The organism is Otoolea muris, from assembly GCF_943193115.1.
Taxonomy (GTDB): domain Bacteria; phylum Bacillota; class Clostridia; order Lachnospirales; family Lachnospiraceae; genus Otoolea; species Otoolea muris.
In genome coordinates, this window is sequence record NZ_CALPCY010000001.1 from 13,585 (window position 1) to 27,263 (window position 13,679).

The window sequence follows — 13,679 nt, forward strand, 5'->3', positions numbered from 1 at the left end:
TCATCTCCTTTGATGTAAGTGAATATTAATCGCCATTAGTATATCACATTTCTTAAAAAAAATGTGGAAAATAATCAAACGGCCCAGACGGCCTTAATCGTTACATATTTGCTACAAATCGGAGCGGAAGCTTTGGCTCAATAACAATAATAATGCCATCTCGTCCTAATATATACCCCGCGCCCCTGTCTCCTCCCGGATTGCCAGATCACATGTCCGGGAAGCACGCTCCCCGATTCCAGGAGCCTTCTCGCATTCTCCCAGTTCCTTCCCGTCGGCTCCCTGTAATAATTCCCGTCCCGCGTACACGTATACTGCCCCTTCTGAAACACCACCCCTCTCACCGTATCCGGAAACGAAGGATGGTTTCTCCGGTTCAAAACCACAGAGCCCACGTAGAGCTGCTCCTCATCCGGATAACTCTGGCACTCCCCGGCCAGGACATGCGCCATCACATACAAATCATCCTCCGTATACGAAAGCGCGCCCGTTCCCGCGTCCCCTGCGCCAAAAACCTTGTCAGCTCCTTCGGACGCCCCCTCTCCGGACCCGGCGCCATCCGCCATGCCGTCCACTGTTTCCCCTTCCCCTGAGCCGCCGTTCCCGGCCGCTTCCTCCTGGGCCGCCGCGTTCCCGGCAGGCCCGCTTAACATATCCTCTCTGACAGCGCTCCCATCTCCCGCTTCCCCATCCAAAATCCCATTCTCCGCACACGCCCCGGCCTGCCCGTATCCGCCGTCCTCCTCAGCCAGAATCCTCAAAGGCGCAAGGCTCAGCACAGCCAGCAGGGGGACTGCGCAGATGATGCATATTACTTTCTTTAACATAATTTTTAACATATGGCTCCTTTTCTCTTCTTTGCAACCATCCTTATTACTTTACTGTTGCGTTTTACACACTTTATTATTTCTATTTTTTACTAATATATGTCATTTCCGTTAAAAATATATGTTAAATCGTAATATTTAGATGCTGCGCTGTCAGCGCCCCCGCCTTTTTCACGGCGCAAACAATCCTCCCGCCTGTGCACTCCCGGAATCTCACAAAATGTTACTGTTCACATCCCTGCCGGGCTGTGCCCAGTAACACGCTTCGCGATGCACACAAACCGAAAAAATTCGGATTGTCTGATGTGCGGGCAGTAACCACAAAATCAGGCGCAGCGAGATTCCGAGAGTACATACCTTGCATAATACCCCAAAAAGCGTTATACTTGTTCCAACAGGAACTCACACACCAGGAGGAATTGCAATGATTGAAGCAACGAGCTGCGGCGGTGTGGTTATTTTTCGCGGTAAAATTCTGGTTCTGTATAAGAATTACAAGAACAAATATGAAGGCTGGGTTTTACCCAAGGGAACTGTAGAAGCAGGAGAAGACTATAAAGAAACAGCGCTGCGCGAGGTCAGGGAGGAGACCGGCGTCGCGGCCTCCATCATCAAATACATCGGCAAAAGCCAGTATTCCTTTAATACGTCCCAGGACATGGTGGAAAAGGATGTTCACTGGTATCTGATGATGGCGGACAGCTATTACAGTAAACCACAGCGTGAGGAATATTTCCTTGACTCCGGATATTACAAATTCTACGAAGCATACCATTTGCTGAAATTTTCAAATGAAAAGCAGATACTGGAGAAGGCTTACAACGAATATCTCGATTTAAAGAAGAGTAATCTCTGGGGAAATAAAAAATATTTCTGATCCTGTCAGAACGCGCTCTGCCGTTCGCTTAGGGGGCTGTCAGGAAAGCTTTGCGCACACAGTCCCGGCCGGGGCGGGGAAGATCCCTCTTCCCCGCCCCGCGCGCCGCATAAACAGTATATCTTTGCCGCATGGATCTGTGCGTCCGGGCAGGGGAGACGTTTCCTTTCTTCCCGCTCTACCCGCCTCCTCCCTGCCGTTTTGCAAAGTACGCGTCAAATACAGCCCTCGCGACAGGAGCGGCGACCCGCCCCCCGGAGCCGGCTGTTTCTGCGATCACGCAGATGGCGATCGCCGGGTTATCAGCCGGGGCATATCCCACGAACCAGGAATGCGTCTCTTTTCCCGTCTCAAATTCCGCGGATCCGGTCTTTCCGGCCGCTGTATAGCGATCCGTCTTAAGGGCGGATCCCGTCCCGTTCTCCACGGCCTGCTTTAAAAGTTCAGCAAGAAACGCCGCGTCAGAGGCGGACATCAGGCTGCCATATGCCGAAGGAAGGAATTTGCGGATGGTCTGTCCCCCCACATTTTCCACATGATCAATCATATACGGCTTCATGAGCGTCCCTCCGTTCGCGATCGCGGCGATCAGCAGCAGGTTGTGAAGCGGCGTCATCTGCGTCTTTCCCTGCCCGATCGCAGTCTGTAAGCGCTCCCACTCATCCGCTCCCTCATCCATCACAAAGGAGCTCTCATTATACGGCATGGAATAGGGAAGCGGCGAATTAAACAGGACGCTCTCCGCCAGGCTCTTAAAGCGGCCCGCATCCAGTGAAAGGCCGATCTGCGCGAATGCGCCGTTGCACGAGTTGGCAAATGCCTGAATCAGGTTCTGATCCCCGTGCGCCTCGCTGTGAAAGCATTTGATCGCGTACCCGCCGCTCTGAAAAACGCCTGTGCAGTGGAAGGTAAAATCCTGCCATGTATCCGGATTCTCCCTCATATACTCCAGCGCGGTCAGGATCTTAAAGGTCGAGCCCGGCGGATAGCGTCCCTGTGTGGCGCGGTTTAAAAGCTGGGCAGACGTATTGTCCGGGGAAATGAGCGCTTCCCACATCTCATCCACCTGATTGGCGTCAAATCCCGGCTGGGAAACCATTGCCAGAATCTTTCCCGTATCCGGCTCCATGGCGATCACCGCGCCCGCATGGCTCCCAAGCGCGTCGGCGGCCGCCCTCTGCAGATCCGCATCCAGGGTGGCGACTGCCTGATCGCCCGGGCTTTTCACCCCCTTCAGCTCACGGAACACCTTTTCAAGCAGGTTCACATGCGAGGAAAGAAGATAATAATTCGCCTGGGCCTCCAGCCCGGTCCGTCCGTTTAAGCCGCAATAGCCCACGGCGTGCACAAACAGGCTGCCAAACGGGCAGCCCCGCGTCTCCGTCCCGTCCGCGGCCACGATTGTCTCCGCCAGCGTCTGACCGTCGCTGCTTACGATACGGCCCCTCACAATGCGATCCGAAAAGCGGTCCAGCCGGGCATTATACGGGCTTCCGATCACATTTTCACTCTCAAACTGGATAAACCAGCCGAAATAAACGGCCATAGCGATAAAGACCGCGGTCACCATATAGGCGATTCCCATAATCTTCCCGTCCGCCCTGCCCTTTATCTCCTTTTTTTCCTTTTTTGCCTTTTTCCCCTTAAAGCCCTTAAAACCCGCGAAGCCTGCGGGCCGCCCTTTACCGCCCGCAGCCGTATCATCCCTCTTCATATCCGGCCTCCTCCTCATTGCCCTTGAGCACATACAGCCCCTGGATCACGCCAAACAAAATAAAGGTGGCAAACAGCGAACTCCCGCCATAGCTGACAAAGGGAAGCGTGACGCCCGTGGACGGGATAAATTTGACAACGCCGCCGATTGTTAAGAACACCTGAATCACATAGATAACCCCTAAGCCAAAGGCAGTCAGCTTATAAAACAGGGCCTGCATCCTCGCCGCAATCATCATAAACTGGAGGAAACACCCCAGACAGATCAGAAGGATGCAGAGCGCAAAAACGCCGCCAAGCTCCTCTGATATCGCGGCAAAAATAAAATCCTTTTCCACGACCGGGATACCCTTTGGCATGCCCTGGCAGAGCCCCATCCCAAACCATCCGCCCGTGCCGATCGCGAACAGGGACTGGGAAACCTGATAGCCCTTTCCGGAAATATCCGCCCATGGGTCCTGCCACGCCGCGACACGCGCGCGCACATGGGAGAACAGACGGTAAGCCGCAGCCGCAGCCGCAGCCCCGCAGCCTGCCCCGGCCCCGAGATAAAACCAGTTGGACGTCGCCACAAACAGCATCAGGAGATAGGACGCAAAAAACAACAGCCCGCTCCCCAGATCCTTTGAGAGCGTCAGAATCAGCACATGCGCGGCCGCGGCTGCCGTGGCGGCCGCGACATTCTGAAACGACACAGAGCGGTGGAACATCGCCGCTGCAAAGAACACATAGCTGATTTTCACAAATTCCGAGGGCTGGAAGGAAAGAGTCCCGATTTTCAGCGAGAGCTGCGCCCCATAGCTCTTGTCCCCGAACAGGCAGACCGCCACAAGAAGGCTAAGCCCCAGGCATCCGTAAAACCAGGGGATATACGCGAGCTGAAAGACCCGCTCGACGATAAAGGGAATGATCAGGGTAAGCGCCGCTCCCAGCAGGATAAACACGAACTGGCGGAGGGCCCGCTCAAAAGAAATCCTGGTTAAAACAATCAGGCTGACGCACAGAAACAGGCAGGCGTTATTCAGAAGAAGCCTGGAACAGTTATGGTAAAACAGCTTATAAAAGGCCGGATACAGCGCAAAAAAGAGGAGCTGGGCCCCGTAAAACATGAAGAGCCGTTCTTCCTGCATGCGCAGATACAGCACCAAAAAGGCAAGAATGTGCAGCAGAAATAAAGCCGCGGTCTGCAGCCTTAACACCGTTTTTCTCGAATCCTCCTCCTTCATGGCCAGATAGCGAAAATTATAATACGTATAGATTGCCATGAGGAGGATCATCAGGTACTTTGATAATGCCGTCACAAGATTAACCAAGTTTTCACCTACTCTACTCCACGTTTAAAATGACCTCTCGTATAATCTCCGGAAAGGACGGTCTTCTCTCCCTGGAGAAAACGCCCTGCAAACGCCCGGAGCACGGCCGCGGCCTCTTTTCTGCCCTCTGTTGTGAACATGAGCCTCAGCGAGCGCGGCCCAAGGCGGTCGATCGCCTCCTTTTCCTGCAGCAGGGAAAGCGGGCTGGAATTATAGATCACATTATAACAGAACCGGCAATGATTTTTAACCGGGAATTCCTTGCCCATCCGGTCGCGCAGGCGCAGAAGCTCCTGTCTCCCGCCGCAGCCTTCCACCGTCTTTTTCATGCACTGGGCCGTGACCATCACCGGGAGCGCCCCGTAAGCCAGAAGCTCCGCCCCCGCGCAGCCGCGCTCCGAAAGCTCCCTTTTATTGAGCTCTGCCGGAAGCGTAAAGCGGTTTTCCGGATGCTTAAGCCCCATGCCCCGGATAAAATCCTCCGCGCGGCGGTTCATGGTATAAAGCGGATAATCAAATACCACAGGAAGCCGCCAGCCCCATATCCTCAGAAGCTCAATCTCCTCCCAGGAGCGAATCAGCGCCCCGTCAAAGCCGGACGCAAAGAAGCGCGCGCGGTTTTCCTCAAAATATTCCCGCGCCCGGTCACGGAAGATAAACGGAAGGGCGAGAAAACACGCCTTTCCCGCGCTGTGGCAGCGCTTCGCCGTATCCGCCCAGTCCGAAGCGTCAAATCCCGCGCTGTCCAGGTACACGGTATCCACATCCGGGTGATCCAGAACCGTTCCAAGGATATCCGCCTGCTCCAGAAGAACATTCAGGCGGTACGGGCCGCCCGCGTCCGACGCCTTTCGCCCGCCCGCAGCTTCGCTCTTTTTGCCGCCCGCTTCTGCAATCCCCGCCGCCTGCGCGTCCTCCCGCCGGTACGGAGACAAAAGCTCCTGCAAAAGCGCCTCAAAGGCCGCCCTGCGCAGCTCATTTAACTCCTTAACCGGGACAAAGGCGTTTCCCTCAAGCTCCACCTTGAGATCCGCAAATTCAAACGGCGTGTTTCCCGTCTTTTGCAGGGAGCGCAGGATGCTCTCCTTCGTGGCTGGCTGGCTTTTCGCCTCCTGCGCCGCGCCTCCATATACGGTCACGGCCCTCTCCTGTCCTCCTGACAGCCTGTCCCGGCACGAAAGCGTCAGGGAAATCGGGCTTCCCGCGCGCACGGCGCAGGCGCCAAAAACAGGCGCCTTTACCTCTTTTTCCACAAATGTCTCGTCCAGCCAGGCGTACAGCGCCCGGTTTTCTTCGCGGAAGGCCGGCTTCTCCTTCAAAACTGCCATATCGCGGCCATTGTGCCTGCGGTAATAGCCTTCGGTCTGCCCGCCGCGGTCAAACAGATCAAGAAGCGCCCTCCGATCCGTTTCCTCCACACGGTATCCGGCCCGGCCAAGGGCCAGGTACTGATCCACATATTTGCGGTATATGCTCACCACGCCGGCCGTATACCTGGGACTCTTCATTCTTCCCTCAATCTTTAAGGAATATACGCCCGCCTCGAGAATATCCGGCAAAATGTCGAGCGTGCACAGATCCTTAAGGCTTAACACATAGCGTTCGTCCCTTTTATTTAACGTGTTTCCCGCCCGTTTCACTTCAAAGGGCAGACGGCACGTCTGCGCACAGCGCCCCCGGTTGCCGCTGCGCCCGCCGATCAGGCTGCTGAACAGGCACTGGCCGGAATAGCTGTAGCACAGCGCGCCGTGTACAAAGCACTCCAGCTCCGCCCCCGTCTCCTCGTACATCCGCCGGATCTCCTCCAGGGAAAGCTCCCTGGCGGGCACGATGCGCGAAGCGCCCATGCGCTCTGTGAGCGCCGCTCCAAACGCACCCGTCACGGTCATCTGCGTGCTGGCATGGATGGGAAGATCCGGAAAATACGCCCGGATCAGTGAAAACACGCCCATATCCTGGACAATCGCCGCGTCCAGCCCCCGCTCATAGTACGGCGCAAGGTACGAAGGAAGCTCTGAAAGCTCCCGGTCCTTTACCAGGGTATTGACTGTCAGATACAGCCGGCAGCCGTGCAGATGCGCATAATCAATCGCCTCCAGAAGCGCATCCTCTCCCGGATTATCCGCATGGGCGCGCGCGCCGAAGCGGCTGCCGCCGATATATACCGCGTCCGCCCCCGCCGCCACGGCCGCCTTCATGCTCTCATAGGAGCCGGCCGGCGCCAAAATTTCCACCTTTTTTTTCATTGCTTCTTTGCCCTGCTTTTATCGGGCTCTCCCTTGGCCTTCGCCTGCGCAAGCTCGTCCCTGGCGGACTCCAGCTTCATCTGCGTGCTCACAAGCTCGTGCTTGAGCCGGTATGTCTCCTTCTCAAGCTCCTCCCTCTGGGCCTCCAAAAGAGCCGCTCTCTCCTTCTCCTTGAAATAATCGTCCGCCAGATTTAAGCATATCATCACGTTCTGGTAATCCTCCGCCTGCTTGGAAAAGCCCTCCTGCCGGCGCAGGAGCGAATATTTCTCATTCAGATAGCTCGCCACCTGCTGCAGATAGCTCTCCTCCTCCGATCCTCCCAGCGTGTAAATCTTTCCTCCGATCAGGACATCTGTATAATGTTTGGAATTCATCTCTCCATCTTCTCTTTCTGTCATCCGTAAGTCCTGTCCACATCCCCGCCGGAAAGCGCCAAAAAGCGCCGCCCCGGCCGAACCCGGGCCTGTGAACTGCGCCTGTGCGAATTATCTCGCAAAATCTCCCCGCTTTCACGAAAGCCCCATATGGCGGTACGCCGCCTCTGTGGCCACCCGCCCTCTGGGGGTGCGGTTTAAAAAGCCGTTCATCAAAAGATACGGCTCATAGACGTCCTCCAGCGTCCCGGAATCCTCTCCCAGAGCCGCCGCCAGAGTGTCAAGCCCCACAGGGCCGCCGGAAAACTTCTCAATAATCATGGTCAGGATCGCCCTGTCATTCTGATCCAGCCCCAGCTTATCCACATCCAGGATATCGAGGGCGAACTCAGCCACCTCGCCGGTGATCACCCCGTCATATTTCACCTGCGCAAAATCGCGCACGCGCTTTAAGAGCCGGTTGGCCAGCCTTGGCGTCCCCCTGGACCGTCTTGCAATCTCATACGCCCCCTGCCCGTCGATCTCCACCCCGAGAACCCCCGCGGAGCGCATCACGATCGTCTTTAACTCCTCAGGCGTATAAAAATCCATCTTCTGTATGATCCCAAAGCGATCCCGCAGCGGCGCGGTCAGAAGCCCCGCCCGCGTGGTGGCCCCCACCAGCGTAAACCGCGGAAGCTCCAGGCGGATCGAGCGCGCGCTGGAATCCTTGCCCAGCATAATATCAATTGCGAAATCCTCCATCGCGGGATAGAGAACCTCCTCCACCTGACGGTTTAAGCGGTGAATCTCATCCACAAACAGGACGTCCCCCTCCTGAAGCCCGTTTAAAATCGCCGCAATCTCGCCCGGCTTTTCGATGGCGGGCCCTGACGTCACCTTCATCTTTACCCCCATCTCATTCGCAATGATGCCGCACAGCGTCGTCTTGCCAAGGCCCGGAGGCCCGTAAAACAGCACATGGTCAAGCGCCTCGTCCCTCGACTTCGCGGCGTCAATAAAGACCTTCAGCACAGAACAAATCTTCTCCTGCCCTATATACTCATTCAGATACAGAGGCCGCAGACTGCTCTCGATCCGCTTATCCTCTTCCGTAATCTCTGTTGTAATGACTCTCCTGCTCATCCCTGCTCCGTATTATAAAAACGCCAGATATTTAAGCGATGCCTTCAGCACAGCCTCCGCATCCATGTCTTTCGTCATCTCCACGCTCCGGACCGCCTTCACCGCCTCCAGATTCGTATATCCCAGGGCCACAAGGGCGTCCACCGCCTCCCTCGCCGCTTCCCCGGAAACAGAAGGCGACGCCTCCTTCCCGGCCGGAGCGCCCGGCAAAAGCTGTAACGTCTCGTCTGCCTTCACCTTGTCCTTCAAATCCAGAATCAGCCTCTGCGCCGTCTTGGCGCCCACGCCGGGCGCCCGGGCAATCGCCTTCGCGTCCCCGGTCAGGATCGCAAGCCGCAGCTCCTCCGACCGCAGGGCCGACAGAATCCCCAGAGCCCCCTTGGGCCCTATGCCGGTTACGCTGATCAGGCGCTTAAACATCTCCAGATCCGGACGCGCCAGGAAGCCAAAGAGGCTCAGATCATCCTCCCGCACCTGGAGATATGTATAGATCTGCACTTCCTTTCCCAGAGGGGGAAGGAGCTCTAAGACGGAAACCGGAACGTAGATGCCATAGCCTACATTGGCGGCCTCCACTACAATCATATCTCTGTCCTTGTCCGTGAGAATGCCTTTTATATATGAAATCAATGCGTCTTTCCTCTTTTCCTGCGGATTTACAACGTGAAACGGCGCGCGGCAGATGCGGCGCGGTCAGTGTCTATGTCGAAATTATAACATACGAGGAGGGGCATTGCAACAGGTATCGAACAAATATTCTGCTTAAAAAGAAAATCAGGCAGTATGTTGCTATGGCATATGTAATTATACTCTGGACGGAGGGGAGCGCAAGGGGGCCGCCGGGATCGGGTTTCCGTTGGATATAGAACCCGGCCTTGGCGGCCCCCTCCTCACAATCCCCTGCCGGCCCGCCCTTTACTTTTCGCTTATTTCTATATATAATGTCATTCAAACCACCCCAACTGCAAAGGAGCCCATACCCATGATAACCATACATAAAAACCTCCCGTTTACCCCATCCTACCCCGTAGAGCGGATCGGCCGTCCTGAAGATCTCCTGTTTTTTGATATTGAAACCACCGGCTTTTCCGGCGAACGCTGCGGCGTGTATCTGATTGGGGCCGTCTGCTTTGAGCGCGGCGGCTGGCGGCTGACACAGTGGTTTGCCGACACGCCGGACTCTGAGCCAAAGCTTTTGCGCGCCTTTTTTGATTTCCTCCAAAACTTCCGGATCCTCATTCATTTTAACGGGGACCGTTTTGACCTTCCGTTTCTTTTAAAGCGCTGCGCTTTTTACGGCTTTGACGCTTCCTTTGGCTCTGTGGCCAGCCTTGACTTATACCGGAGCGTGCGGCCGTTTAAGAAGCTCTGGGGCCTTGAAGGGCTTACGCAAAAGGATCTGGAACGCTTTCTCGGCGTCTGCCGGGAGGATCCGTTTTCCGGAGGGGAGCTGATTCATCTGTATGAACAATACCTGATATCCGGAGAGGACTCTCTCTTTGGCCCGCTGATCCTGCACAACGAAGAGGACTTAACCGGGATGCTGTCTGTCCTTCCGGCCCTGTGCTACCGCGATTTCCTCTGCGGTTCTTTTTCGTTTCAGGGATATACCCTCAAAAACGGGGACGCGGCGCCGGCGGCATCCGAACCGGGGCCGGAAGCAGGGGCGGCGCCGGCGGCGCAAAGGACGGCTGTCCTGGCCTATGAAAGCGGGGTCTGCCTTCCGAAGCCGGTAAAGTCCCTCTTAAACGCCGGCCCGGGTTCCGTGCCGATCGGCCTTGCGCTTGACGGTTTTTGCCTCGCTTTGTCGGTTCCCCTGTACGAGGGAGAGCTCAAATACTTTTATCCGGATTATCAAAATTATTACTATCTCATCTATGAGGATCACGCTATCCACAAAAGCGTCGGGCAGTACGTGGAAAAAGCGGCCAGACGGCAGGCCTCCCCTAAAAACTGCTATACCCGCGTCCCGGGTCTCTTTCTTCCTGTGCCTCCCGGATGGCAGACGGACGGGCAGCGCCTTCTTAAGGCTTCGCCGCGCGATAAAACGGCTTATATCCCCTGTCAGGAAGAGCTTTTCCCGGAGCCCGGGGAGGCAGGCCGCTATCTGGCCGCTATCCTCGCAGAAAACGGGCTTATGTAGTTCTCCCGCGGGAGCTTGCGAGAGAACATTTACCTGTGCTTCCGCAAAAGCTTCCGGATATAAGCAAATGTCCTCTCTTCCCCCTGCTCCTTCAGCATCAGCAGCAGATACTCGAGCCGCCGCTTCGTCTGCGGATGCATGACCACAATATGCCTCGCCTTCTCATAATATTCCCAGGGCGAGGCATCCGTGTAATCCGCCCCCTTATACACCTTGGAGGCCGCAATCCGGTCCATCACCATCTCAATCAGGTAACAAAGCGGCATCCTGTTCCCCACAAGCCGTCCCGAGCGATCCGGCGCAAAGTCAATCCAGTATTCAAAATGATGCTTATTGCGCCCCTTGTGGTGGAGCCAGGCCGCGGAATACCCCTTTACCTCCTTTTCCGCCGCGTTCGGGCTCCTGGTTCCCTGAAAATATTTCACCCCTGTCACAAATTCCTCCGGCGAATACTTTGACAAATCATGCAAAAGCCCCTGGCAAAACAGCCCGACCTGAAAGCAGCCTTTCATCACCAGCATTTTATGTTTCGTAATGGTCCGGAAATGACGGACCGCATTGAGCAGACTCATAAGCACCTTTCCTCTTCCATATTTTTAACATTTTTTTAACACAAATCCCCTGTTTCCAAGGGGAAATGACCAGCTTTTTTTATTGTAACTCAATTCAGGCATTTTATCAACCTCGCATATGCTCCTAAAAAGATGTCTGAATTTCCAGAAATTTTGACGAAAAACGTTTGACAGGCCATCCAAACTATGGTATTCTGAGATCAGGCCTTGAATCAGCAGGGTCATAACACTTTTTTCAAATATTTTCGGAGGTATCAGAATGAACAGAGGTACGGTAAAGTGGTTCAACAACCAGAAGGGCTACGGATTCATCAGTGACGAGCAGGGTAATGACGTTTTTGTTCACTATTCCGGCCTGAATATGGAAGGGTTCAAATCACTCGAAGAAGGCGCGCAGGTAGAGTTTGAAGTTGTAAACGGCGCCAAGGGACCCCAGGCAACCAATGTAACAAAGCTCTAATCATCAACTTTCCAGTGTACCTGTTTCCATAATATTTTTATATTTTGTGAATAAGCTATATTGAACTGTAAAATGATTGCAAAGAGAGTCATCCAGGGGGATGGCTCTCTTTGTATCACGATCTACCGCACGGCTTTTTCGTAAAGCGTTTTCAGCTCCTCCACCGAAAACTCATAATTCCGGCTGCAGAAATGGCAGTTGACCTCAATACTCTTTCCTTCCCGGATCATTTCATCCAGCTCCTTTTTCCCGATACTCACAAGAGCCTTCTCCACCCGCGCCTTGTCGCAGTTGCAGTAGAACGCCAGAGGCGCGCGCTCCGAGACCTCCAGCCCGTACCCGCCCAGCGTTTCCTCAAGGATCTGCTCCGGCGTATACCCTGCGTCCAGGAGGGCGGTCACAGGCCGCATACCGGCAAGCTTCTTTTCAAGCCCTTCTATAATTTCCTCCGACGCGCCCGGGAGAAGCTGGATGATAAAGCCGCCCGCCTGGCGCACCGTATTCTCCCGGTTCATCAAAACGCCCAGCGCCACAGCGGAAGGCGTCTGCTCCGACGTGGCGTAATAATACGTCAGATCCTCTGCGATCTCACCGCTTATGAGCTCTGTCTGGCCCACATAGGGCTCTTTTAATCCGATATCCTTTATAACGCTCAGCACGCCGTTTCCCAGCGCGCCGCCCACATCCAGCTTGCCCTCTGCATTGGGCGGCAGCATAACAGACGGTTCAAACGCATAGCCCTTGACACGGCCCCTGCTGTCAGCCGTCACGGTCAGTCCCCGGATTGGCCCGTCCCCCTCGATGCGGATGGTCAGGAGATCGTCTTCTCCCTTCATCATCGTCCCCATCATGGCCCCGGCCGTCAGAAGGCGTCCCAGGGCCGCTGTCGCAACCGGGCTCGTATTGTGCGCCTGCCTGGCATATTCCGCCAGCCCCCTCGTCGAGGCCGCAAAAGCCAGAATCTGCCCGTCAGCCGCCGTAGCCCGAATCATATAATCCATGTTTCCATCCATCCTGTCCATCTCCATCTTCCTTTCTATCACCTTTCTTGTCCCCGTTTCGCCTTTTCCCGCTCTCTGGCAATAAAACATACCCGCTCGCTCGTTTCCCCCGGCGCATCGCCTGAAAACGCGTCACAGACCGTCTCCAGCTCAAGCCCCGCCTCTGAAAGCGCCCGCGCCACCTCCTCAAACGAATACGCCCTCTGAAAATGCGTTTCCTGATATCTCCGGTACAGCTCCCCCTCCTCCCGCACAAACAAAGTCAGGTCATACTCATTGATCCGCTCCTTCTCATCGTACTCATTTTCCCAGATAAAACTTCCCTCCTCGCGTTCCTCGGCGATCGTCCCGCTCCCAAGAAGCTCCCGGTACTTATACTCCGTATTCATATCAAAAATAAACACCCCGCCCGGATCCAGGTAATTATTGACCAGCTTAAATACCCCGGCTAAATCCGCATAATCCAGGATATAGTTCATCGAATCGCACACGCTGACCACGGCCCTCACGGTCCCGTACAGCTCAAATTCCCGCATATCCTGCTGCAAATAAAGGATATCCGCCCCTGACCTCTCCCGCTTTTCCATCGCCGCCTGCAGCATTTCCTCCGACGCGTCCACCCCGATCATATCATACCCCATCGCGGCCAGCCGCTCCGTCACACTCCCCGTCCCGCACCCCAGATCCAGCACAAGCCCGTCCCGGATCCCGCGCTCCTCCAGACAGCCGCGCAGGCAGGCGCACCATTCATCGTAGGGGATATTGTCCATAAACATATCATAAACAGCGGCAAAGCCGGAATATGCATCCATAGTTGTTCCTTTCCTTTCGTTTGATCTGAATTACAGAATAACTGTATAATAACTGTATAGCGAAATAAATTTGTGAGAGGGCCGCCGGAAGCAGGCGATATATCCGACGAACCCCCGCTTTTCTCTGAGCGGGAGCGGGGTTCCGTTGGATATAGAACCTGTCACTGACGGCCCTATTCACAAACTATACCCGGCGAAGCCATAAACAGTAAC

At 55.2% G+C, this 13,679-nt stretch carries 13 protein-coding genes; 3 read left to right on the plus strand and 10 right to left on the minus strand.

Features of this window, described 5'->3' with window-relative positions; translation table 11 throughout:
• Positions 1-137 precede the first annotated feature (137 nt).
• Positions 138-839 (minus strand): cell wall hydrolase, encoded by a 702-nt coding sequence (locus NFS31_RS00075; RefSeq protein WP_251490276.1) that lies wholly within the window; start codon positions 837-839, stop codon positions 138-140.
• A gap of 412 nt (positions 840-1,251) precedes the next feature.
• Here NFS31_RS00075 and NFS31_RS00080 point away from each other — a divergent pair, with 412 nt between their 5' ends.
• On the plus strand, positions 1,252-1,704 hold the full coding sequence (locus tag NFS31_RS00080) for an NUDIX hydrolase (RefSeq protein ID WP_251490278.1): 453 nt from the start codon (positions 1,252-1,254) through the stop codon (positions 1,702-1,704).
• Between the two features lie 178 nt (positions 1,705-1,882).
• Here NFS31_RS00080 and NFS31_RS00085 read toward each other — a convergent pair whose 3' ends face one another.
• From NFS31_RS00085 to ruvA, 6 genes are all read right to left on the minus strand, one after another.
• Positions 1,883-3,418, minus strand: a complete 1,536-nt coding sequence (locus NFS31_RS00085; RefSeq protein WP_331482383.1) for a peptidoglycan D,D-transpeptidase FtsI family protein — start codon at positions 3,416-3,418, stop codon at positions 1,883-1,885.
• Positions 3,405-4,730: an FtsW/RodA/SpoVE family cell cycle protein gene (locus NFS31_RS00090; protein ID WP_251490282.1), complete on the minus strand. Its 1,326-nt coding sequence runs from the start codon at positions 4,728-4,730 to the stop codon at positions 3,405-3,407. The genes NFS31_RS00085 and NFS31_RS00090 overlap by 14 nt, the downstream gene beginning before the upstream one ends.
• An 8-nt stretch (positions 4,731-4,738) precedes the next feature.
• Positions 4,739-6,976, minus strand: coding sequence for a U32 family peptidase (locus NFS31_RS00095; protein ID WP_251490285.1), 2,238 nt, complete (start codon positions 6,974-6,976; stop codon positions 4,739-4,741).
• A complete protein-coding gene (locus NFS31_RS00100) occupies positions 6,973-7,377 on the minus strand; it encodes a cell division protein ZapA (RefSeq protein WP_251490288.1) in 405 nt (134 codons plus the stop codon). Before NFS31_RS00100 ends, NFS31_RS00095 begins: the two co-directional genes overlap by 4 nt.
• Positions 7,378-7,488: 111 nt before the next feature.
• Positions 7,489-8,478 carry a Holliday junction branch migration DNA helicase RuvB gene (ruvB, locus tag NFS31_RS00105; protein WP_251490291.1) on the minus strand — a complete coding sequence of 330 codons (990 nt, stop codon included), beginning with the start codon at positions 8,476-8,478 and terminating at the stop codon, positions 7,489-7,491.
• Positions 8,479-8,490: 12 nt separating this feature from the next.
• Positions 8,491-9,108 (minus strand): Holliday junction branch migration protein RuvA, encoded by a 618-nt coding sequence (gene ruvA, locus NFS31_RS00110; RefSeq protein ID WP_251490292.1) that lies wholly within the window; start codon positions 9,106-9,108, stop codon positions 8,491-8,493.
• Between the two features lie 352 nt (positions 9,109-9,460).
• Here ruvA and NFS31_RS00115 point away from each other — a divergent pair, with 352 nt between their 5' ends.
• A complete protein-coding gene (locus tag NFS31_RS00115; protein ID WP_251490295.1) occupies positions 9,461-10,621 on the plus strand; it encodes a ribonuclease H-like domain-containing protein in 1,161 nt (386 codons plus the stop codon).
• A 29-nt stretch (positions 10,622-10,650) separates the two neighbouring features.
• On the opposite strand, the gene NFS31_RS00120 is transcribed toward NFS31_RS00115, so the two are convergent.
• Entirely contained in the window at positions 10,651-11,193 is a 543-nt protein-coding gene (locus NFS31_RS00120; protein WP_251490298.1) for a DUF5662 family protein, read from the minus strand.
• A 259-nt stretch (positions 11,194-11,452) separates the two neighbouring features.
• On the opposite strand from NFS31_RS00120, the gene NFS31_RS00125 reads away from it, so the two are divergent.
• Positions 11,453-11,653, plus strand: a complete 201-nt coding sequence (locus NFS31_RS00125) for a cold-shock protein (protein ID WP_160227006.1) — start codon at positions 11,453-11,455, stop codon at positions 11,651-11,653.
• A 122-nt stretch (positions 11,654-11,775) separates the two neighbouring features.
• Here NFS31_RS00125 and hslO read toward each other — a convergent pair whose 3' ends face one another.
• Both hslO and NFS31_RS00135 read right to left on the minus strand, forming a co-directional pair.
• On the minus strand, positions 11,776-12,654 hold the full coding sequence (hslO, locus tag NFS31_RS00130) for an Hsp33 family molecular chaperone HslO (RefSeq protein ID WP_416389413.1): 879 nt from the start codon (positions 12,652-12,654) through the stop codon (positions 11,776-11,778).
• A gap of 38 nt (positions 12,655-12,692) precedes the next feature.
• A complete protein-coding gene (locus tag NFS31_RS00135; RefSeq protein ID WP_251490301.1) occupies positions 12,693-13,466 on the minus strand; it encodes a class I SAM-dependent DNA methyltransferase in 774 nt (257 codons plus the stop codon).
• Positions 13,467-13,679: the final 213 nt, after the last annotated feature.